This window comes from Nostoc sp. FACHB-190, from assembly GCF_014696905.1.
GTDB lineage: Bacteria > Cyanobacteriota > Cyanobacteriia > Cyanobacteriales > Nostocaceae > Nostoc_B.
The window spans coordinates 209,837-232,103 of record NZ_JACJQW010000001.1 but is presented as its reverse complement, the minus strand read 5'-3'; the positions used below and the strand labels follow the sequence as shown (position 1 = coordinate 232,103).

The 22,267-nt window shown below is 40.1% G+C and carries 14 protein-coding genes; 7 read left to right on the top strand and 7 right to left on the bottom strand.

What is annotated here, in order from left to right; translation table 11 throughout:
* Positions 1–97 precede the first annotated feature (97 nt).
* A complete protein-coding gene (locus tag H6G28_RS01145; RefSeq protein ID WP_190668298.1) occupies positions 98–3,160 on the top strand; it encodes a CHAT domain-containing protein in 3,063 nt (1,020 codons plus the stop codon).
* Positions 3,161–3,482: 322 nt separating this feature from the next.
* Here the strand turns inward: H6G28_RS01145 and H6G28_RS01140 are convergent, their stop codons facing one another.
* Positions 3,483–6,650, bottom strand: coding sequence for a tetratricopeptide repeat protein (locus H6G28_RS01140; RefSeq protein ID WP_190668295.1), 3,168 nt, complete (start codon positions 6,648–6,650; stop codon positions 3,483–3,485).
* Between the two features lie 198 nt (positions 6,651–6,848).
* Between H6G28_RS01140 and H6G28_RS01135 the strand changes: the two genes are divergently transcribed.
* Positions 6,849–7,493, top strand: a complete 645-nt coding sequence (locus H6G28_RS01135) for a hypothetical protein (RefSeq protein WP_190668293.1) — start codon at positions 6,849–6,851, stop codon at positions 7,491–7,493.
* A gap of 142 nt (positions 7,494–7,635) precedes the next feature.
* A complete protein-coding gene (locus H6G28_RS01130) occupies positions 7,636–8,316 on the top strand; it encodes a hypothetical protein (protein ID WP_190668289.1) in 681 nt (226 codons plus the stop codon).
* A gap of 5 nt (positions 8,317–8,321) precedes the next feature.
* On the opposite strand, the gene H6G28_RS01125 is transcribed toward H6G28_RS01130, so the two are convergent.
* The 3 genes from H6G28_RS01125 to mutL form a co-directional block, all read right to left on the bottom strand.
* Positions 8,322–9,407 (bottom strand): sensor histidine kinase, encoded by a 1,086-nt coding sequence (locus tag H6G28_RS01125; protein ID WP_190668286.1) that lies wholly within the window; start codon positions 9,405–9,407, stop codon positions 8,322–8,324.
* Between the two features lie 6 nt (positions 9,408–9,413).
* On the bottom strand, positions 9,414–10,586 hold the full coding sequence (locus H6G28_RS01120) for an FIST signal transduction protein (RefSeq protein ID WP_190668859.1): 1,173 nt from the start codon (positions 10,584–10,586) through the stop codon (positions 9,414–9,416).
* 503 nt (positions 10,587–11,089) lie between these two features.
* A complete protein-coding gene (gene mutL / locus H6G28_RS01115; RefSeq protein WP_190668284.1) occupies positions 11,090–12,799 on the bottom strand; it encodes a DNA mismatch repair endonuclease MutL in 1,710 nt (569 codons plus the stop codon).
* A gap of 417 nt (positions 12,800–13,216) precedes the next feature.
* On the opposite strand from mutL, the gene H6G28_RS01110 reads away from it, so the two are divergent.
* From H6G28_RS01110 to H6G28_RS01100, 3 genes are all read left to right on the top strand, one after another.
* Positions 13,217–14,821, top strand: a complete 1,605-nt coding sequence (locus H6G28_RS01110) for a cytochrome P450 (protein ID WP_313949879.1) — start codon at positions 13,217–13,219, stop codon at positions 14,819–14,821.
* A gap of 235 nt (positions 14,822–15,056) precedes the next feature.
* Positions 15,057–15,884 (top strand): ABC transporter permease, encoded by an 828-nt coding sequence (locus H6G28_RS01105; RefSeq protein WP_190668281.1) that lies wholly within the window; start codon positions 15,057–15,059, stop codon positions 15,882–15,884.
* Between the two features lie 292 nt (positions 15,885–16,176).
* The gene (locus H6G28_RS01100; protein WP_190668277.1) at positions 16,177–18,714 is read left to right on the top strand and encodes a DEAD/DEAH box helicase; all 2,538 of its coding nucleotides are present in this window, start codon (positions 16,177–16,179) and stop codon (positions 18,712–18,714) included.
* A gap of 159 nt (positions 18,715–18,873) precedes the next feature.
* Here H6G28_RS01100 and H6G28_RS01095 read toward each other — a convergent pair whose 3' ends face one another.
* The 3 genes from H6G28_RS01095 to H6G28_RS01085 form a co-directional block, all read right to left on the bottom strand.
* A complete protein-coding gene (locus H6G28_RS01095; protein ID WP_015113818.1) occupies positions 18,874–19,224 on the bottom strand; it encodes a DUF1257 domain-containing protein in 351 nt (116 codons plus the stop codon).
* Positions 19,225–19,362: 138 nt separating this feature from the next.
* A complete protein-coding gene (ycf46, locus tag H6G28_RS01090; protein WP_190668274.1) occupies positions 19,363–20,892 on the bottom strand; it encodes a stress-responsive protein Ycf46 in 1,530 nt (509 codons plus the stop codon).
* Positions 20,893–20,978: 86 nt separating this feature from the next.
* The gene (locus H6G28_RS01085) at positions 20,979–21,332 is read right to left on the bottom strand and encodes a slr0373 family blue light stress response protein (RefSeq protein ID WP_190588241.1); all 354 of its coding nucleotides are present in this window, start codon (positions 21,330–21,332) and stop codon (positions 20,979–20,981) included.
* A 270-nt stretch (positions 21,333–21,602) separates the two neighbouring features.
* Here H6G28_RS01085 and H6G28_RS01080 point away from each other — a divergent pair, with 270 nt between their 5' ends.
* Entirely contained in the window at positions 21,603–22,133 is a 531-nt protein-coding gene (locus H6G28_RS01080; RefSeq protein WP_190588242.1) for a hypothetical protein, read from the top strand.
* Positions 22,134–22,267: the final 134 nt, after the last annotated feature.

The following is a 22,267-nucleotide window of genomic DNA, read 5'->3' as shown; positions in this document are numbered from 1 at the left end:
GATAGCTTTATCAAATATTAAGTTTTTAATTATAACTTTAGTTTCGTTTATGGGAACAATAAACTATAACTATTTAACTGCATAAAAAACTGTACTTATGCAATTTTCCCCAATACTTGCTACTCTCCTACTGGCTGTCACATCACCAGCTTTAGTATTGTATCATTCACAACTTATCCTTGCTCAAGCGCCAACTCCCACTGCGGAAGAACGCCTCACCGAAGCCATCATGTTAAATAATCAAGGTGAGGGAATAGTTTATAAGGATTTAGTGGGTTTAGCTGATTTACAAGCCGGGTTAGAACTCTTTCAACAGTCCTTAGCAATATTTAAACAGTATGGCGCAAAGGCTGGAGAAGCCAATAGCTTGGTAAATATTGGCTACGTTTATTTACGTAAAGGAGAGTACCATAAAGCACTGAATTTTTTGCAGTCAGCCTTAGATATTCGCCGCAAACTCCGCGATAAAGAGAACGAATGGATACCATTATCTTATATCGCTGAAGTCTATCTGAATCTCGGAGATTATCAAAAAGCCCTCGATTTTTATCAACCAGCTTTAAAAGTTCTCCAAGAACTAAAAGCGGCAAATCCTCAAGGTTATAATTACACAACTAGCGAAACTATTTTATTAGCAGATATAGGCTCAGTTTACTTCCGTACTGGCAAATATTCTCCAGCTTTAGAGTTTTATCAACAAAGTTTGACAATTCAAAAAGCCAAGGGTGATAAAAGTGGTACTGCTCAAACTTTAAACAACATCGGTGTTGTTTATCTCAACTTGGGAAACTATGCTCAAGCCTTAGATTCTTATCAGCAAGGATTAAAAGATTTACAAGAATGCTGTTCTACTTTTTATGGAACGCAAGCAGCGATTTTCAATAATATTTCCGGTGCATATTTTAGCTTAGGTCAGTATCAAAAGTCCTTGGAGTTTGCGGAAAAGTCTACAAATATTTATAAAAAACTTGGCACTGGAGAATATAAAAGTACAGACGAGCAAGCAATCAAGTTATTGTATAATGCCCTTGGTCAGAATGCTCAAGCTCTGCAACAAGTTACCAATCGTGCTAATGTTGGTGATGCGTTTGGCAAAGATTCATTTCAATTTCAAGGTGCAGCGTTAAATCTGAATAACATTGGGCAGATTTATTTTAGCTTGGGTAAGTATGACGAAGCACTCAAGTTATATCAGCAAGCTTTAGAGATATACAAGCAAAATAACTATAAATTAGGGATAGCGGTAGCACTAAATAATATTGGACGAGTTTACCAAAATTTAGGTAGCTATAACCAAGCCTTGGAATATAATCAGCAGGCTTTAGCTAATTATCGGGAAGTTGGCGATCGCACTGGCGAAGGCGTAACAATTAGTAACTTAGGGCAAGTTTATCAAAAACAAAATCAATACGATCAAGCTTTGGGGTTATATCAGCAAGCTGTTGCTATTCATCGAGAGGTGGAAGACAAAATTAGTGAAGCTGCGACACTGAAGTTTTTAGGGGACGTTTTAGCAGCCCAAAATCAACCACCACTAGCGATCGCATTTTACAAGCAATCGGTTAATTTAACCGAAACGATTCGCCAAAGTTTGCGAGGTGTGCCGACAGATGTGCAGAAATTTTACACCGAAACCGTCTCAGAAAGATATCGCCGTCTAGCTGATTTATTATTGCAGCAAAATCGTCCAGCCGAAGCGCAACAAGTTTTAGATTTGCTGAAAATTCAGGAAGTCAGTGATTATATTGGCAATCGCGGCACTAGTACACCAAAAGTCACAAATCGCAATACTCAACGGGGAAGTACTGCAACCGTAGCAGCTAAAGAACCCGAAAAATTACCGTTGAAACCACAGGAAGAGCAAATATCTCAGAAGTATAGCGCCATTCAAGAGCAAGCGATCGCACTTGGTAAAGAACTCACCACCCTGCGAAAAATTCCCCCGCAAACCCGAACCGCGACGCAAGAAAAACGCCTTGCTGAATTGGTGAAACTAGAACAAACCACCAACGCCGAGTTTAACAAGTTTATTAAAAGTCCTTCGGTTGTGGCGTTGGTACAACAATTATCAGCCACATCGGGACAGGAAAATTTAAACTTACGTCAACTCAATTCTTTAAGAGATAACTTACGCCAGTTAAATCAAAAAGCTGTTTTGTTATATCCTTTAGTTTTAGATGACAGGTTAGAGTTAGTTATTGTCTCGGCTGATGCGCCACCAATTCATCGTACTGTACCAGTCAAAGCCGCAGAATTAAACCAAACAATTAATGAATTTCGAGAAGCAATTCTTGTTCCTTACAAAAATAGTAAAACCCCAGCCAATAAATTATATAACTGGTTGATTAAACCTATAGAAAATGATTTGAAACAAGCCGAAGCTAAAACTATAATTTATGCCCCTGATGGTAAATTGAGATATGTGCCGTTAGCCGCATTATATGATGGGCAGAATTGGTTAGTGCAGAAGTTTGTCATTAATAATATTACCTCTGCTAGTTTGACCAAATTAGTAAATCAACCACCAACACCAAGCAATGCTTTAGCTGCGGCTTTTACTAAAGGCGAATATACAGTAGCAGTTGGTCAGAGACAAGAAATGTTTAGTGGTTTAGAATTTGCTAAAGCCGAAGTCGAAAACTTAGCTAAAATTCTTCCTGGTAGTAAGGTTATCTTAGATAAAGATTTTAATCCTAATGCAACAATTCCCCAAATGAATGATTACAAAATTGTACATTTGGCAACGCATGGTAAGTTGGTGAATGGTTCTCCAGAAGATTCATTTATTGTGTTTGGTGATGGCGAACACGCGACTTTAAGAGATATCGAAAATTGGTCTTTATCGAATGTTGATTTAGTAGTATTGAGTGCTTGTCAAACTGGTTTAGGTGAAAAATCAGCAAATGGACAAGAAATTCTAGGGTTAGGATATCAGATACAGTTAGCAGGTGCGAAAGCCACAATGGCTTCATTATGGGCTGTATCTGATGGTGGGACACAAGCTTTAATGAATGAGTTTTATGCAGCTTTGAAAGTGGGGAAAGTTACTAAATCTGAGGCGTTACAAAAGGCGCAAATTGCTTTATTGACGGGGAAGAATAGTGAGTTTAATCATCCTTATTATTGGTCGGCTTTTATTTTAATTGGTAATGGGTTGTAGATGATGAATGTGGGAAAACAAGAATTTTATGTTTCGCGCAAAGGCGCAAAGGCGCAGAGAATTAGGGTGTATACACAAGTCGAAAATTGGCAGTATGAAACGTATCCCGCCTAGAACTAAAGTTCCAGGCTCATAGCTAAAGTCTACTGAAGTAGACTGGAATAAATTGGTCTTTGAGTCCTCTTAAGAGGACTTGCGCTATGAGACTCGGAATTGATTCCGAGGCGGGACAGATGCACCTCACGAACATTTGTGTATATACCGTAGCTCTGTTTCGGGGAGAGGTTTGCAGAGGGGTTTCTTGAATTTGTCGAACTCACTTTTAACTGACTAAATTATCCAGCAATTCTTGTACTTCATCTCGCACATTGTGGACGCGCTCATTACCGGGAACTATGGCTAAGGAACGATTAAAGGCGGCTAATGCTGCTTGTAAATGATTGACGGCTTCTGGTTGTTGGGATAATTGTAAAAGTAATTTACCCCAACTTTCTAACGCATACCCTTTGTTGTTGAGAATTTGGGTGTAGTCAGGAGCAAGATTGAGGGCTTGGTCGTAGGTGGCAATCGCATCGGTGTAAGATTGGATGGCTTGGGAATACTGGGCTAGTTGGGTTTGCAAATTTCCTAAATTTTGTAACGCATTTCCTTTGTTGTTGATAATTTGGATGTCGTCAGGGGTAAGAGTGAGGGCTTGGTCGTAGGCAAAGATCGCATACGTGTAAAATTGGATGGCTTGGGGATGATGGGCTAGTTGGGTTTGCAAATTTCCTAAATTTTGTAACGCTAACCCTTTGTTGTTGATAATTTGGGTGTAGTTAGGAGCGAGACGGAGGGCTTGGTCGCAGGCGGCGATTGCATCGGTGTAAGATTGGATGGCTTGGAGATACTGGGCTAGTTGGGTTTGCAAATTTCCTAAATTTTGTAACGCATTTCCTTTGTTGTTGATAATTTGGATGTCGTCAGGAGCGAGACGAAGGGCTTGGTCGTAGGCAAAAATCGCATCAGTGTAAGATTGGATAGCTTGGGGATGCTGGGCTAGTCGGGTCTGCAAATCCCCTAAATTTTGTAACGCTACCCCTTTGTTGTTGAGACCATTGATATAGTCAGGAGCGAGACGAAGGGCTTGGTCGTAGACAAAGATCGCATCAGTGTAGGATTGGATGGCTTGGGGATACTGGGCTAGTTGGGTTTGCAAATTCCCTAAATTTTGTAACGCTATCCCTTTGTTGTTGAGAGCATAATTGTTGTCAGGAGCAAGATTGAGGGCTTGCTCATAGGCGGTGATTGCATCGGTGTAAGATTGGATGGCTTGGGAATGCTGGGCTAGTTGGGTTTGCAAATCCCCTAAACTTTCTAAAGCTACCCCTTTGTTGTTGAGAGCGTAGTTGTCGTCAGGAACAAGGGTGAGGGCTTGGTTGTAGGTGGCGATCGCATCGGTGTAAGATTGGATGGCTTGGGGATGCTGGGCTAGTTGTGTTTGCAAATTTCCTAAACTTCGTAACGCTATCCCTTTGTTGTTTAGAACTTCGTTGTCATCGGGAGCGAGGTGGAGGGCTTGGTCGTAGGCAGCGATCGCTTCATTGTAAGCTTGCAAGGCTTGGAGATACTCGGCTAGTTGTGTTTGCAAATCCCCGAAACTTTGTAACGCTAACCCTTTATTGTTGAGGGTGGCGGTATCATTGGGGGTGATGGTTAATTTCTGGTTGTATGCAGCCACAGCTTCTAAATATTCTGTTTGTGCTTCAGAATATCTCGCTAATTGAGCATAGTAATCACCTTCAAACTGCGACATTCTACCCAGTTGAAAATCGCTGTTAATGATTAACCCACTCCTAACTTCCAACAGTGAGCGACATTGTTCATAACGACTCAGCCGTAATGCTTTATCAAACACTTCTACCCACTCATTCACACCCCGTCGCCAATCTAAACGGTTAGCGTGATATATTGCTTCTGCGACTTGTCCCTGTTGGCGGTAGTATTTTTCTAAAACAACATGAGCCTGTTGAGTAATTTCATTATTGGTTTCATAGTTTAACCGCCGCAGTAAGTTGTGGATGCGATACCAGTCTTCACCCAACTGTTCCGCATCCCAAACAAAGGAAAATTCTGTGAGGATGTCGAAGGCTGGTTTGCTAGATGTGAAATGTAATTCTGCACCCAGCAGGCGGTAAATTTCAAAGTTAAATGAGCGACAAGCACTTAAAGCATGAACCGCATAACTAATTTCTCTATCTGCATATTTCAGCAGTCGGTTAATCAAGATTTTGGCTTTATCTACTGTCTCTGCTGTTTTGGGGAAATCTGCTGCGGTAAGGGTGACTTGTTGTGCTTGCGCTTGTAAAATCACATCCGCAGACAAACCCAACAGTAAGGGATGTACTTGATTTTCTCTCACACTAGAGTAGGCGATCGCACTTTGTCGTAATTCTTCATTCCTAATCTCAGCACGGAGTAAATACACATCTGCATCAGTTGGGGAAAGATGACTGACTAACTGAGTATCAATATATTGTTGCGGAATCGAAAAATTATCAGCTTCCTCCCAACGCGGTGCTTCTCTCCCAGCAATGACGGCGACTATCCCCCTTGATAATTCCAACTCGGCTAAAAAATACCGCAGCCATTCATCTCGCTGAAAATATAGTATGCCTGTTTGTTGCCGTTGACTTCCCCAAAAAGCTTCATGAGTATCGAAAAATAACACAATTCTGGGTGGTGCTTTCTGTTGCAACATCGCCACATTCAAATCTTGCGCCAGATAGCGGGGGAGTTCGTTGATTAATTCCGTTTCTGCATCCATCCGCCGAATTTCCTTCACATCTGCTTCTTGCAGTCCCCGTCGCTGTAAATATAATCGAAAGTTTTCCCCTAAATGCTTATCAAAAATTCCCAAGACAGTTTTCCCAATAGCTCCCCAAGATGTCTCGCTAACTGCATTAACGATTTCAATTAACAAGTCCATTTCTTCGGCAGGAAACAATTCTGCTAACTTCTCGCGCGTGAGGCGATTTTTTTGCTTGAGATACCAAACACAGGCAAAATCATACAAGGGAAACCGCAGCCGATAGTTTAATTCTGTCGCCGCCCGTGCCAGCGATCGCCTGAGCATCAACAAGCCATAAAATGGGTCTTGGGGTTGATCATCGCCATTCGGTGCTAGTCCAAAGTCTTGTAAAATTGCGGGTACTGGTTGAAACTCCCAAGTTTGGGCAGACTCGATATATTCCGCCACTTCCGCCGCACTTTTCGTCTTTAATTCCTGCCAAATATCCGCACGGAATCGCTTACAACACTTGGTGCGTAAAAACTTCAGCAGTAAAGACTTGCCGTTACCACCATCACCATAAAAAGATAATATTGTTTCTGCTGCTGGCTCGTCATTTATATATGCCGCAAACACGCGAGTCAATTCATGACGGTCTGTAAATAACTGTAACGCCCGATTGCCATCTGTGAGCGATCGCTTTCTGAAATTAATACTCATGCCAGCAGATATCAGAAAAAACTTAATCTAGCTCAAATCCCGCCTCAAAATCAATTGCAAGTTCCATTTATACCAAATCGCTATGCACAAGCATATAATTGCCTGCGAAGTGCAGACTTGGCTTATGTAGCCCCAGACTTCAGTCTGAGGGTTTTATTTTAATTTGTAATGGGTTGTCATCAAAATTGGAGTTAAACAGTGAGTGACAAAAATTCTTTGCGTTTAGGAGTGTGGGGACGCTGGATGCTGTTAACAGTAATCGGCTTTACTCTTGGTGGATTTTTTGGCACTGGCGTAGGATTGTTAGCTATTAGTATAGTGAGTATGTTGTTACCTTCCTCAGCTTTACCGTATGTAGCGTATGGTGGTATGGTTGCGGCGGCGGCGGTGGCTGGTGTAGTGATTGGGATATTTCAATGGTTTGTTTTGCAGAGATGGTTTACCAATTGTCTTTGGTGGATACTTGCCAGTGCTTTTGGCTGGCTGGGAATTGCCTTCACTATTGCTTTTGTGATGTCTACTAGCTGGGGAGTTGGTCAAACTCTTTCTCTTTGGGATAATAGAGGAGCGATCGCTAGTTCTGTTACTGGCTTAATCATCGCGGCGTTGGTAATGGGAATTCTCCAATCTTTAGCACTCAGATTTACACCTCCACAAGCAGCATTGTGGATAGTTATGAATATTGTGGTGTTTTTAATCGCTGCGATAATTATAATTTTTGCGGTACGGAATTTAGCTGGCATTTATAGTCTTCCAGTTTTTCTTGTAGCTTATTCACCCATTTATGCAGCCGTTAGTGGTGTGACACTTATTCGAGTCCAGAATTCAATCACAGTAAAATAATCACTATGACTATCGCTGTCTGAAATTGATACTCATACCAGCAGATATCAGAAAACACTTGCTTTAGCTCAAATCTCGCTTATCATGGGTCAGTTTTTATAGTAATTGGCAATGGCTTGTAATTAAAAACTGGAGTTAAACCATGAGTGACCAAAATTCTTTGAGTGTAGGAGTATGGGGACGCTGGATGCTGTTAACAGTAATCGGCTTTATTGTTGGTGGAGTTGTTGGCACTGGCGTAGGATTTATAGCTATTCCTGTAGTGGGTATATTGTTAGCTTTCTTGCCTTTACCAGGAGCGCAAGGTCAAGGAGCTATTGGTTATCTACTATATGGTAGTGCGATCGCGGCGGCAGTGGTGGCTGGTGTAATAATTGGTATATCTCAATGGTTTGTTTTGCAGAGATGGTTTACCCAGAGGCTGTGGTGGATATTTGCCAGTGCTTTTGGCTGGGCTGGAATTGCCTTCACTATGTCTATTTTGACGTATACTCATGTTGCCGGGCCAGTTGGTCAACCTGATGGGACTTTCTTAGAAACAACTCTTTGGGATAATAGAGGAGCGATCGCTAGTTCTGTTACTGGCGTACTCATAGCGGCTTTGATAATAGGAATCCTCCAAGCTTTAGCACTCAGATTTAAACCTCCACAAGCAGTATTGTGGATAGTTATGAATATTTTGGTATTTTTTATCGCTGCGGTAATTATCATTTTGTGGGTACGAGGTGCAGGTGGAATTTTTGGTGTTCCAGTTTTTTTTGCAGCCTATTCACCAGTATATGCAGCCATTAGTGGTGTGACACTTATTCGAGTCCAGAATTGAAACATTCAGTTATTTAATGCTGAATTTTGAGATTGTCGAATTGGAATTTGAATAATAAATTTTGCACCTGTTCCTGGTGTTGAATAACATTCCAATTGTCCTCGATGCAATTCTACAATAATTTTATAGCTAATAGATAAACCCAAGCCTGTACCTTTACCAATATCTTTGGTGGTAAAAAAGGGATCGAATAATTTTGTTTGCACCGGCTCGGCAATTCCTAACCCATTATCAGCAATACTAATTTCTACCCAATCATGATTGATAACTTTAGTTTCAATCTCAATTGTGGGATGGAAATTCTCTTGAGTGCATCTTTTTTTGATGACTGCTTCTTCTAAAGCATCGGTCGCATTAGCTAAGATATTCATGAATACTTGATTAAGTTGCCCTGCATAACATTCAACTAATGGTAACTTTTCATAATTACGGATAATTTGAATGTCGCTTAACTTATTAGATGATGCCTTAAAACGATTATTTAAAATTACTAAAGTACTATCAATCCCATCATGAATATTAACAGTTTTAAACTCGGCTTCATCCAGGCGAGAAAATGTCCGTAGTGATTTGACTATTTCGCAAATACGCTCTGCACCACACATCATTGATTGAAATAGCTTGTGTGCATCTTCTTGGATAAACTCAAGTTCAATGGCTTTGATTTTTTGCTGGATATCAATTGCGGGGTTGGGATAATGTTTTTGGTAAATTTCCAATAAATCTAGGACATCTTGAAAGTATTTATGAGCATAATTTAAGTTGCCGTAAATAAAACTCACGGGATTATTAATTTCGTGGGCAATTCCCGCCACCAAAACTCCTATAGCCGACATTTTTTCAGATTCTACTAGTTTGATTTGTAAAGCTTTGAGATTCCCCAAAATGGTTTCTAATTCTTGACCGCGATTTTCTAAAGCAATTTGTGATGCTTCCAATTCTCGAATCACATTTTTGAGAACAGCTTCTCTAACTTCACTAGCATTTTCTAATTGTTGGCGGTCTGCTTCAGAACGATCTAATTTTCTTTGCAAAACACGCACAGTTTTTTCTAATTCTTTGAGTCTGCCATCGTAATCTATATCTTGCATAACCCTTTATTTTGTGCCTAATAGCAAAGTCACAAATGTCTCTTGATGATAATATGTAGAACCTTGTGGTTGTATGGGAGCAAATTCACCATAAGTATAGAACCCACAAATCGGAATTTCTTTACCAAGTTCTGTTTTGATAATTTGATACTCTTCTTTGGCTCTTGTGCCTAATAACCAACGCCGACAGCAACAAGAAAATAGTAATATAGCATCTGGTTCTATACCAGGATAATTTTCTAAGGCTGTTTGCAGTGATGTTTTGACAGCGTGAAGAACATCATCGCGGTTAAAGTCGGTCATCTGAACTGTGGCTTTTTCTGGTACACTGCCTAAAAAATTAATGCTACTAGTTGATGTGCAAGTATTGGGAACTCGCATATAGTAGCGATCGCTATTTCCTTCGTATACTGCTAAAGGATTTTCTGCTGTTGGTTGGCGATCGCCCAAATATCGCTGATAAAATGTCAGTGCTGAGACTCCATCAATTTCCTCAACCACCGTTCCGTGAGATTTTGTCACAATACTCTTGCGTCCAATGGGTGTCCAACCGCAGCCAGTTCCATAAGAAAACAAGATATCTCCAGAAAAAATCAGAATTGGCAGTGCATCGGTAAAAACTTCATTCCCAAAAAATTGATAAGCCGTTTTAAACCTAAATTGATCTCCTGCTGCACCGCCTAAAATTGGCACCTCAGAACCTAAAGCTGATTTCAAACTTGCCAAAATTAACTCGCCATTGGTAGTGGAACCATCTGCTAAATAACTAGCAGGTAAGGTGACACATAATTTTGCTGGGGTGCTGCACTTCTGCGTAGCCTGTTGTACAGCTTGCTGCGCTGCCGCCAAGGGATTTTCTTTGGCTTTGTACCCTACCCCTGCATGAATATCTACAGTGTCAGAACAGAACAACATCAGCGTCAAAGAATCTTGCTGAAACCCTAATATTGAAGATATTTCACCATCTGTAGTACAACCAATCAAGTCAATATCTGGAAATACTTGCCGAATTTCTTTGAGAATCAGTGCATGGTCAAAGTCTATCGCTGCAAATATAATACCAGCTTTAATTGGCAGTTCCGGTAAATTACGTAATTGACTCACACATCTATCTATTACCTCTTGCGTCGCCTCTTGAGTATCGGGGTCATCACTATGACCAAGAATCACCTTTAACATTTCATCCTCCCAATTAATTAAAAATGTATTTACTTCAGTCATAAAGCAAATGCAGAAAAAACTTAAATCAAAATATTATTACCTCGATAACAGTTGGATAAATCAATGCACATTTAAATCTGTGCAAACCGGAAAATTCAGCTATTTTCAGAGTTCCCACAAATGAGTAGAGAATAACGCTACTTATATAAATTTTTCAGTAAACTATTATTTAAGAACTCATATCCAGTTCAAATTAACTGGGAAATTGTCATAAAAAAATAGGTAATATATCGTAATTATTCGCAGTATGTCAGCCGCAAATTGACGAGGAATATCATGTTTTTTAAAATCTGATTAAAAATACCAATTTGTACTTAAATTATGAATATGAATGAGCGATCGCCATAAAAGTTTTTGTTATAAATAATACTTAAATTACTTAAAAATCAAGCAAATGACATATTAGCTCACTTTGATCACTTTCGGTCGATAAAAATCTAAAATCCTTACACCCCTAATTCTTAAATTCCGTGGCTTTTCCCAATTACCCAATGTCTGCGGAAAAATCGGGCTAAGGCTGATTCTTCTAGGGATAAATAGATAGGTCTACCGTGGGGACAGGTGCGGGGGTTACGGGTGCGTTGCCATTGGTCTAACAATGTTTGCATTTCTGGTAGACTCAGTGGTGTACCGTTACGAATAGCAGTACGACAAGCAACTGCAACTTGAGCCGCTTGTAAGTCTCCGCCCCAACTAAGTTCTAAAATGGCTGCTGCACAGTCTTCTCGTTGTTGCAAAAGGGCGGGTATATTCCGAACTGCCCAAAGTTGTTCGCCAAAGGTTTCTATATCTAAACCAATGCGTTGTAGTTGTGAAACTTGCGCGGGTGACAATTGATAAAGAATAATTGGGGGTTCCACAGGAACAAGTTGCCAATTATCACAAATTTGTTCATACAAAACTCGCTCGTGGGCAATATGTTGTTCTACTAGCCACATTCCACCAGGATGTTCAGCCACAATGTAAGTGTTGCTTACCTGGGCTACTGCTTTTAAGTGCTGAGTGCCGAGGGCTGTACACTGAGCGGAGTCGAAGCGTGAGTGCTGAGTACTTTCGGTTTTGCTGGGATTAAATTGATAACCGCCTTTTTCTTCTGCGGCTTTGAGTAATTTGCTGACTCTAGTTGTTTGGACAGCTTCTTTAAAGTTCGCATCATCAATGCGGAGTGCTTGGTCAATTGCTTGGGTGATTTGCTCTTGCCAATAGTTTAATTCATTTAGATAGATTTCCGTTTTGGCCGGGTTGCGATTCCAGTTAATTTGGTCGGGAGAAATTTCTAGATGTAATAAACAAATAGGATAGCGATCGCGTGGTAAAGTCCGATGAAACGCTGATAAAATTGTCTGCTCAAGTTCTGGCGATTTTACCATTCTGCCATTAACAGCGATTCTTACCCAGTCTGGGCGATGGCGATGACACCTGTCTGGAAGTCCGACTACTAGGGAGAGTTGGGAGTGGGGAGTGGGGAGTGAGGAGTTGGGAGGAATTTCGAGTTTCAGTTCTTGTAAATCACCTTGGCGGACTTGAGGTAGAATTTGCGGTAGTAGTTGTCCGGTGGTAGTGGCGGGAGAAATGGTGAACCAGATGCGGTCATTGTGCCACAGTTGCCATGTTACTTGCGGATGACACAAAGCGATTTGATGAATTGTGGCTTGCACAGCTTTGATTTGCTGTGCTGCACTGGGTAAACCTTGGCGACGAGATGGGCAATTACCAAAAAGATGAGAGACTGTAACTACTGTACCAGGTGCGATCGCTGTTGCTTCTACTGTTTGTGCTTTGCCATCATCACCATAAACAACTCGCCACCCCAAATTACCATCAGCAGGACGACTCAAAATTTCTAACTCTGCCAAAGTCGTCAAGCTGTGCAACGCTTCACCCCGAAACCCCAAGCTGTGAATTTTCCATAAATCATCGCTAGAGCGAATTTTACTCGTACTATGGGCTGTGGCAGCTTGTTGCAAATCTTCCAGGTTCATCCCACAGCCATTGTCAGCCACACGGATGCGCCATTGTTGCGGCCATAAATAAACCACAATCCTCGTTGCACCTGCATCTAGAGAATTTTCCACCAATTCCCTCACAGCAGATGCCAAGGAGTCTATCACCTCACCAGCTGTAATGAGATATACGACTTCGGTTGGTAAAGCTTGAATAGTAGATGCCATAAATTACAGTTTAGGCTAGTGGGCAACTCTTGTGCAGGAAAAATTACAACCTGTATAAGTCTGCTAGAACTTATACCATTTTGGATTTTAGATTTTAGATTTTGGATTGGGTAAGGGTTGATTGGTAAGCTTTTGAGCCATCCATTTGTCGCAATCATTTTTTAATTTGGTATTACGCAAAAAAACGAAAAACTCAGGTTTTAGAGTAGGGTGTAAGGATGTATCCCGGATTTCTTACGCATGGGTGGGGAGTGTGGGAAGTGTGGGAAGTGTGGGGGGAAAGATTTCTTCACCATCCTCCCACTCCTTCCACACCTCCCACACCTCATCTCCACAATTCTGGTACGTAAGTCCTCACCATGAACACCTAATGCTGAACCCCTAAACTAAAAGAAGGAATTTTAAAATCTGAGGAAGGTGGCTAAAGTGAATTTTTTGGTAGACAAAGGCGGACTCATGTTTCTAGATATTATTGCCCAGACTGCTTATTCTGAAACTTTTCCCTATCTCGCTACAGCACTGGGTTTTACTAGTGTGTTGGGAACAATGGGGTGGCGCAGATGGAAACAAAAAAACACATATAAACCGCTAGAATCACTTCCTTCGCCGCCTAAACATTGGTTGTTAGCAAATATTCCCCAAGTGTTAGCAGCAGTCAAACAAAAGAAATTATTTTGGCAATTTTTTGTTTGGAGTCAACAGCTAGGCCCCATGTATGTGGTGTGGAATGGTAGTAACCCTGTTGTTATATTAAGTAAACCGAAAGTTATTGAAGATACCATTATCAATGGGATGAAAGATGGTAGCTTAATTAGGTCGACGCGATCGCGCCAAGCTTGGAATGATATTACAAGCCCCATTATGATTGGTGAAACTGGGGCTGAGTGGCAATGGCGACGCAAAGCTTGGAACCCAGAATTCAGTTCTAGTAATCTCTCGAAATATGTAGAAATTATCAGCCAAGCTTGTGAACAAGTAATTACAACAATTAAAGAAGCCGCACCACCAAAAGAAATCCAAGTAGATCCTTTATTTGTCGAACTCACAATGAGAGTGATTTCTTGTCTAGTACTGGGCATTCCTGTAGATAGAAACAGTACGAGTCAAGAAGGACTACCCCTCGATGTTGCCAAAGTATACGACGCGATGTCTGTGGTCGGCTATCGCTTCGTGAGACAAGCAACAGGCGAGAAAATCTGGATGAAATATTTGCCAACTCAAAATTCCCGTGATTATTGGAATGCAAGACGATATTTAGAGGAATTTCTTACTCCCCGTGTAGACTTAGCTTTGCAGATGCGAGAAGCAAACCAAACAGATTTACTAAATGTCAGTCCTTTGTTTCGGGAATCAATGTTAGTCAAAATCGCCGCCAAAGAACCGAAATATAATCGTGAAACATTAATAGCAGAATCGGTAGAATTTTTAATAGCTGGAACAGATACAACAGCCCATACTTTATCTTTTGCAGTCGCTGAGTTAAGTTTAAATCCCCAGGTGTTTCAGCAAGCACGAAACATAGTTGATCAAGTTTGGCAAAAATTTGGTGGTGTTAATTTAGAAACCTTCAAAGAATTAACTTATATTCGCGCCATTCTCAAAGAAACTTTGCGTCTTTATACTATCGCCTCTGGCTCAACATCATTAGAAGCTCATCGGGATACTGTCATTGAAGGTCAAGTAATTCCGCGCGGTACTAGAATATCTTGGTCAATATTAGCTGCTGGCAGAGATCCAGAATTTTATCCTCATCCAGAAGAATTTCTGCCAGAACGTTGGTTAGACACCAGTAAAGAAACTAGTTCTCTACCTATGATAAATTTTGGTTCAGGGCTGCATCGTTGCTTGGGTGAGCATCTATCAATGCTGGAAGGAACGATGATGTTAGCATTGTTACTCCGCTACTTCGATTGGGAATTAGTCAACGGTCGTTCTTCTGTAGAAGAATTACAGCAAAACCTGTTAATTCATCCGGCTGATAAAATGCCAGTGCGCTTTCGGTTACGAAATTTGCCTAGTTAATTACCTCAAGTTATACCAATTCGCAATGACGCGACGCTCGTTCCTCGCTAACGCAGGCTCGCTAACGCAATTAAGAAATCTAGCTCCAGTAAGACTTTCCTAATTTCTATCTGTCGCATTTTTTTCTTAAATTGGTATAAATTGTAAAATAAGCATTTTTGATGATAAGTATTAATTGCATCACTGAAAAGTGTAAAGTATTATTACAAAAACTTTGATCAGTGACTGCAAGCAAGTGACAACTCAAAAAGTATTTCTCTGGGGAAAACAAGTTAAAACTACACAATTTCAACTTTTAGTGGCGGATAGTCTGACAATTTTTTGGGGAGAGTGGTTAAAATTACGAGCCAGAATCACTCAAGTTGCCGCAACTGGTTTAATCTCACCACTAATATATATTTTGGCTTTTGGTTTAGGATTGGGTAGCTCAATTAGGCCAGGCTCAAGTGTGACGGGGAATTATGATAATTATTTAGAATTTATTCTGCCGGGGATGGTAGCTTTATCATCAATGACGATTAGTTTTGGTGGTACGACATTTTCCATTTGCGGCGAAAGGCTATTTAGCAAAACCTTTGAAGAGATGTTACTGGTTCCCATAAATCCTTTAGCTCTGCATATTGGTAAAATGCTGGCGGGAATTTTGCGGGGTTTGATGACATCGGGTTCGGTAATTTTAATAGCACTACTGTTTACCGGAAATTGGAATTTTCTAAATCCGTTATTTTTGTTGTTGCTAGTGTTGAATTGTGCTGTATTTGCAGGGTTGGGGGTAATTGTTGGGTTAAGCGTGCGATCGCTCGAATCTGTGGGACTATATAACAACTTCGTAATTGTGCCGATGTCTTTCCTCGGTGCAACCTTTTTTGACCCCAGCACCTTACCAGTCGCATTGAAATGTGTAGTTTACCTATTACCTTTAACTTACGCCAGCACTGGTTTACGGGCAGTTGTTTACTCACCTTTATCCGAGTTTCCCTGGTACAGTATACCGATTTTATTAGTAGTGGCGATCGCTTTATCCTTGTGGGGTAGTTACAAATTTTCTCAGCAAAAAGATTGAGAAGATATATTTTCAGGACAGTCATTTGAGAAATCACAGCAACCCTGACTATCTGGGGTAGTTTTAGATTTAGGACTTACGCAAAAAAACTCTCAAAGTCTCATTCCTCCGTGAACTCTGCGTCTCTGTGGTTCGATTTTCCGTAGCCTGTGCGTAAGTCCTGAGATTTGCGCCAAGTTCGGTAAAAAATTAATTTTTAAGGTGTGATTAAGAACATACATTGTGGGCAAACTAACCTAGTCGTCAAATTTTATCTGCATTACTAGGGAAAATTTCACTGGAGAACACCACAATGTACGCATCTATCAATCTTGATGAACAAAGAAATAATAACATTACTTCCAAAACACCTTTTCAACACCAAATCGAGGCATTTACAGCCCTTAGTAAAACCTTTAAATTTGCTGGTGAAAAACCGGGTAGTGGAATTTTAGTACTACCTACGGGTGCAGGTAAAACGCTTACTGCTGTGAAGTGGTTATCTGAATATGTAATTCCTAAAAATATTAAAATTCTGTGGTTAGCTCCTTCATTTTATCTATTGAGGCAAGCATTCGATACCTTTCATAATAATTCTGTAGATATTCCAGAATCTAAAAAAACATTAAATATTCGGTGCGTTTCTAGCAGTCCTTCTCATGCTAAAGCCTCATCCATAGAACTGACAGATGATATTGTCATTATGACGATACAAACAGCTATCAGTAATTTACATACTGATGCTTTAGACATTAATGGTAATAAATATAAGACAGCTTTTAGAAAATTTATTGACTTCTCTAAAGGTACAGGACTTTTTGTAGTAGTTGATGAAGCCCATCATGCACCAGCCTATGGTTGCAGAAACTTATTAATTGGTGAAAAAGATTCTGCTTTAGGGCTTCGCGGTTTAGTTCCAGAATTAAGTCTGCTCGGACTAACCGCTACACCAACTCATAATGATAAATCTATAAGTGGTTGGCTATGGAAAATATTTGAGAATAAAATCATTTATCAAGCTCAAAAAGAAGCCCTAATTTTACAAGGTATTTTAGCTAAACCTAAGTATATTGAAGTATCCACTGGTCACAAAAGAGCAGTTAATGATGAACTATATAACCGATTAGTTAAGCAACATCAAGACCTACCAGAATATATTATTGATGAGTTAGCAACTAATCAAGACAGAAATAACATTATAGTCAAAACTTATTTAACTAATAAAGAAGCTTATGGCAAAACTATTATCTTTGCTGATCGTTGGTTTCAATGCGTTTACATAAAAGAAAAGCTTTTAGAAAAAGGTATTAAAGCAGATGCAATTTATTCACGTATAGATGCTGATCCTGGTTCTGCGGAGGCAAGGAATAAAAGAACGCAAAAGGATAATGAAAGGATTATGAAAGAATTTACAGAGGGTAAACTAGATGTTTTAATTAATGTACGAATGTTAACAGAGGGTGCTGATGTTCCTAATGTTAAAACCGTATTTCTGACTCGCCAGACAACAAGCTCTATCTTAATGACTCAAATGATAGGTAGAGCATTACGGGGTGAAAAAGTAGGAGGAAGTAGAGAGGCAAATGTTGTTTTATTCTTTGATGAGTGGGAACGTTTAGTTGATTGGGTTACTCGTCCAGAAGGTGATTTTACAGATGGAGGAAAATCTTACGTAAAAGGTTTTTATCCATTGGAATATATATCAATCCGTCTAATTGAAGAACTATCAAAGTCAATTGAAAGTGGAGGAGAATATCAACTAGAGTACAAAAAAATATGCCCTGTTGGATGGTATAAAACCGAAATTGTATATGCTGACTCTGAGAATAACTATGACTCAATGGAAGCATTTACAGAATTTGTTATGGTATATGAGCATACAAAAGCTAAGTTTGAATCTTTTATCAACTTCATCCTTTACACAAACATATTAGATGAATGGGCTAAAGAATATTTAGATGATAATTGGATGCAATCTCAAGCTGAACAATGGATAGTTAAATACTTTAACCGAGAATCAGATGATATTGGACACAAGCTTAAGTCAGATTTAATTAAAATTGTACGTCACATCTCCCAAGAGCCGAATCAATATGCACCTCCATATTATTCATTTGAAGAAAGAGACATTTATGATTTAGATAAAATCGCAGAAACAGTAATAAAGTTGAAGTTAGATGTACAGGCAAAACATCAGTATTTAAGTACAGAATTTTCAAAACCCGATAGTTTGCTAAAAACTTTTTACAAAACATTGCGTAGGTTTGAAACAGCAGTTGACTCAGCAATTATAAATATTATTTATCATTCTAATACTCCAACTGCCATCACTCCACCTGTGCCTACTCCAGTAGAAAGAGAACTAAGCGAAGAAGAAAAAGAAAGTATTAAAAAACGAGACGGTTATACTTGCCTATGTTGTGGAGTTAATAGCAAATTAGCTAAGTTACAAATCGATCATATTAAACCATTCTCTATGGGTGGTATAACATCTGTAGTAAATTCACAAACATTATGTGAAATTTGCAATAGATGTAAAAAACAAAATGAAATCGATTTTCGTATTAATATGACACAACTAAGTGTTCCTAAAAAATTTGATTTATCATTCCCATACCAAGGTCACACAGCTACAAGGACTATAACAAGAATCGTTAACTTGTTTTATCATTGTAAAGCAGTTAAAAAAGTTGATTGGGAAGTATTAACTTACACTTACCACATATATTTATATCCTGGTAATAATCCTGAATGGTTGCTTCAACATAAAACAGAACTTCTTAAGTTTATTCAAAATAAACTTCGTCGTCATGCACACCACGTTCAGGTTACTACAACTAACAAAATATAAATTCAGATTCATACCTAGATGTTTTTTCTCCAAATTAAATATGATTTCTATAGAAAAATCAGGACTAGGAATCAACCCAGCCCCGAAATAAGCCAAAAAAAAGCGGGCTAACCGCTATATGGTTAACCCGTGCAGCTTTGGGAACGCGCAGAGAAATTACTATTGCAATACCAACTTAACGTTAGCGTTTTGCAAACCGCGCTGTTTTACTTCAGCCAAAGTTTTGTTGACTGCATATTTTTGATTAATAGAGTTGATTAACTCGGTTTGGTTGTGCTTTTTAGCAACGCCCCACAGGTCAGCGATGAGGTCGAAGGAACCATCGCTATTGCGAGACCAACCTAGATCATATTCGCCTTCCAAAACAGCAACGATGTCGGAACGTACACGCTGACCGTTATAACCGCGTACATCAGCTTCTGTCTTTACGGTAATACCCAAGTCGCGTAAAGAAGCTTTGAGGATTTCTGCATCGGTGATTTTGGTGCGAAGAGTGCTAAAGTGAGACATTTGGGTTTCCTCCAATGAGAAGATTGAGAAAAGAACAACGGTTTATCATCGGCAAGCCGCACTGAACAAGACGCGGCTTTTTCTCTCAACTGCTAGTTTATTCAACTAGCCTTTCCCCTGGGTTAGCAGGGAAAGCTTTTAGAACTCCATTCGCTGATATTCAGCAACGGAGGATGCGGCTGGTCTTGCTCGCTGTCTAGCCCAGTCTCTGAGGGCTGTTACCTGTTCTTGCATCGTGCGAGACAGTGGCAAGGTTGCTTTCAGTGCCGCAATAATATCTAGTTGGGTGAACTCACGGTCTTGGGCAAAGGCTTCATACATTGCCGCAATAATCGCTTGTTCAATTTCTGCCCCAGAAAAGCCATCCGACATCTTGGCTAGTTGCTCTAAATCAAAGCGGGAGATGTCTTCACGACGGCGCTTGCTTAGGTGAATATTGAAGATATCACGCCGTTCTTCTGGTGTAGGCAGATCCACAAAGAAAATCTCATCAAATCGACCTTTCCTCAAGAATTCTCCAGGTAAGCGTTCGACTCGGTTGGCGGTAGCCATGACAAACACTGGAGATTTTTTCTCTTGCATCCATGTGAGGAAAGACCCAAATATCCTGCTTGATGTGCCACCATCAGAGTCACCAGAACCAGCACTACCAGCAAAGGATTTGTCTAACTCGTCAATAAACAGAATCGCTGGAGAGATAGATTCTGCTGTTTTGAGGGCGTTACGCAGATTTGCCTCACTTCGTCCCACCATTGAGCCGTCATACACACGCCCCATATCCAAGCGTAATAACGGTAAACCCCAAAGCCGGGATGTTGTTTTGGCTATCAATGACTTACCGCAACCGGGTACACCTAAAATTAGCATCCCTTTGGGTTGGGGTAAACCATACTCTCTTGCTCTTTCGGTAAAAGCATTCGAGCGTTGCTTCAGCCATTTCTTTAATTCTTCTAAGCCACCTACACCATCAATGGTTTCATCTTCTTCGATATATTCTAAGATGCCATTGCGCCGGATTAGTTGCTTTTTCTCTGATAAAACTATATCAACTTCTTCTTCGGTTAGTCGTCCGGTGGTGACTTGGGCTTTGCGATATACTTTTTCAGATTCATCTTTGGTTAAACCTAAAGCGGCTCTGAGCAGTTTTTCGCGTGCTTCTGTTGTCAACCGTCGCCCACGATGGTGATCTAAATGGGAAGTTAAAACTTTATTCAACTCCGCCATATCTGGAAGCTGGAAGTCTAATACTACTACTTCCTTCTCCAATTCTATGGGGACTTGGTGCATCGGCGACATTAAAATAATATTTTTTTGTTGCCCTTTAAAACTAGCGATCGCATCTCGCAACGATCGTGTTGTTGCAGGTGCATCAATAAATGGGTGTAAATCTTTAAGAATAAATATACCAGGCTCTTTTTGCCGAATTATCCAATCAATTGCCGCCTCTGGGGAAACTGTGTTGTGTTGGCCTGTGTTGTGTTGGCTTCCAGTCCGGGGTTGACCATATTCCACGATGCCATGAGTTACTGTCCATACATAAACTCGGCGTTGGGGCTTTAACACTTGAGCGATTGTGGAAATTGATTGCTCTGCTCGCTCTTCCTCGGAGGTCACAAGGTAGATTAGAGGGTATTGAGCTTGAATTAAGATGTTGAGCTCTTCTTTCATACAATCGACCTACTTGAGACCTAATACTGTAAAGAACAGAATTGTAACGATGACTGAATTATGAATCAATTACTCATAATTCTTATCTAGCAAGGGACTAACTCTTCTTCACTCTTGGGATGGGTTGGCACTTCTTCGATTTCATCAATGGATATAGGCTCTTGACCAATCAATCCAGGCTGATGACCTAAAGCAACTAATTCCCCATCACGTAACGCAAGTGAACTTTCGCAAGTCGGACAGGAATAAACTCTGTGAGTTCTCCCGTAAGCAGAAGCTTCTAATTCTTCTACTAATTCTGAATTCGCCAAGTAGAAGTAGAGGGCGCGTTCGGCAAGCTCCGACATTGGCTCAGAATCAATTGCTGAACGGATCTTCAACCTTTTGTGCAGTTCTGGCGATATATAAAAAGTAACCTTTTGCTTAGTTTGCGTTTGCATATAACTCTTTGGCGGTCTTACCCGGGTATGTATATCACGTTATCGGCTCCTTGATTGCTTGTCAAGCTGGTAAAACGTTTTGACGGCAATTTCGTTACATTTATTTACATTGTTTTATGCCTGTTAAGGTAAGCTAAGTTATATTTAGAACAAAGCTAAAATTAGCTTAAATAGCAGTCAAATATTAGATAAAAGCTGGAATAATCTCGATAAAACTAAATAATTGCAAGACTTGTATAAACTCAGTGATATGGAAGAAAATATATTATTATGTTTATTTTTTCAGTGAAAACTGGTAGTAAATATAAAAGTTTTTATACAAATTGGCAAGCTGTGGCGAATGCGATCGCTTTATCGTTGCTGTTATCAGGATGCAGCCAACCTTTTAGGGTTGCTGACACTCAATGGCAGACTTATAAAAATTCCCGTTATGACTTTGAATTTCCCTATCCCCGCAATTGGACTGTGTTAGCAACTCCCGACAACGATGATGGTGTTGTCTTAGTTTCACCACGCAGTCAAAATGTGGAAATTAGAGGCTGGGCAAGCAATCTCTCACCAGAACCCAAAAATGCCATCCCGCCTAACTTTCAGACTACACAAGGAGTATCTGGGGTTTTGTTAGTAGAAGTTGGTCAGCAAGAAGGTTCGATGAAATTGACCTTAACTCAAGGTAAAGTTACCTATTACTGGCAGGGAAAAAGCCCCAGCCAAGAGTTTTCCAACTATTACCCGTTGTTTTATTACATAGCCCAGCAATATCGCATTTATAGGGAGTCGGGAGTCGGGAGTCGGGAATAGGGGAAGAAGGATAAAAAGAGTGAAGTATGGAATTTAATGCTTTCAGCTTATGTCTTTTGACAGATGACCAATGACTAATGACTAATAACTCATCACTAATCACTACTTTTGATGGTTGAGGGGGTACAGAAACC

Coding starts and splice junctions, on each gene's coding strand:
- H6G28_RS01120 (WP_190668859.1), bottom strand. CDS start 10,586: ATGTTAAAGGTGATTCTTGGTCATAGTGATGACCCCGATACTCAAGAG.
- H6G28_RS01080 (WP_190588242.1), top strand. CDS start 21,603: ATGTTTATTTTTTCAGTGAAAACTGGTAGTAAATATAAAAGTTTTTAT.
- H6G28_RS01125 (WP_190668286.1), bottom strand. CDS start 9,407: ATGCAAGATATAGATTACGATGGCAGACTCAAAGAATTAGAAAAAACT.
- H6G28_RS01140 (WP_190668295.1), bottom strand. CDS start 6,650: ATGAGTATTAATTTCAGAAAGCGATCGCTCACAGATGGCAATCGGGCG.
- H6G28_RS01145 (WP_190668298.1), top strand. CDS start 98: ATGCAATTTTCCCCAATACTTGCTACTCTCCTACTGGCTGTCACATCA.
- H6G28_RS01100 (WP_190668277.1), top strand. CDS start 16,177: ATGTACGCATCTATCAATCTTGATGAACAAAGAAATAATAACATTACT.
- mutL (WP_190668284.1), bottom strand. CDS start 12,799: ATGGCATCTACTATTCAAGCTTTACCAACCGAAGTCGTATATCTCATT.
- H6G28_RS01130 (WP_190668289.1), top strand. CDS start 7,636: ATGAGTGACCAAAATTCTTTGAGTGTAGGAGTATGGGGACGCTGGATG.
- ycf46 (WP_190668274.1), bottom strand. CDS start 20,892: ATGAAAGAAGAGCTCAACATCTTAATTCAAGCTCAATACCCTCTAATC.
- H6G28_RS01085 (WP_190588241.1), bottom strand. CDS start 21,332: ATGCAAACGCAAACTAAGCAAAAGGTTACTTTTTATATATCGCCAGAA.
- H6G28_RS01095 (WP_015113818.1), bottom strand. CDS start 19,224: ATGTCTCACTTTAGCACTCTTCGCACCAAAATCACCGATGCAGAAATC.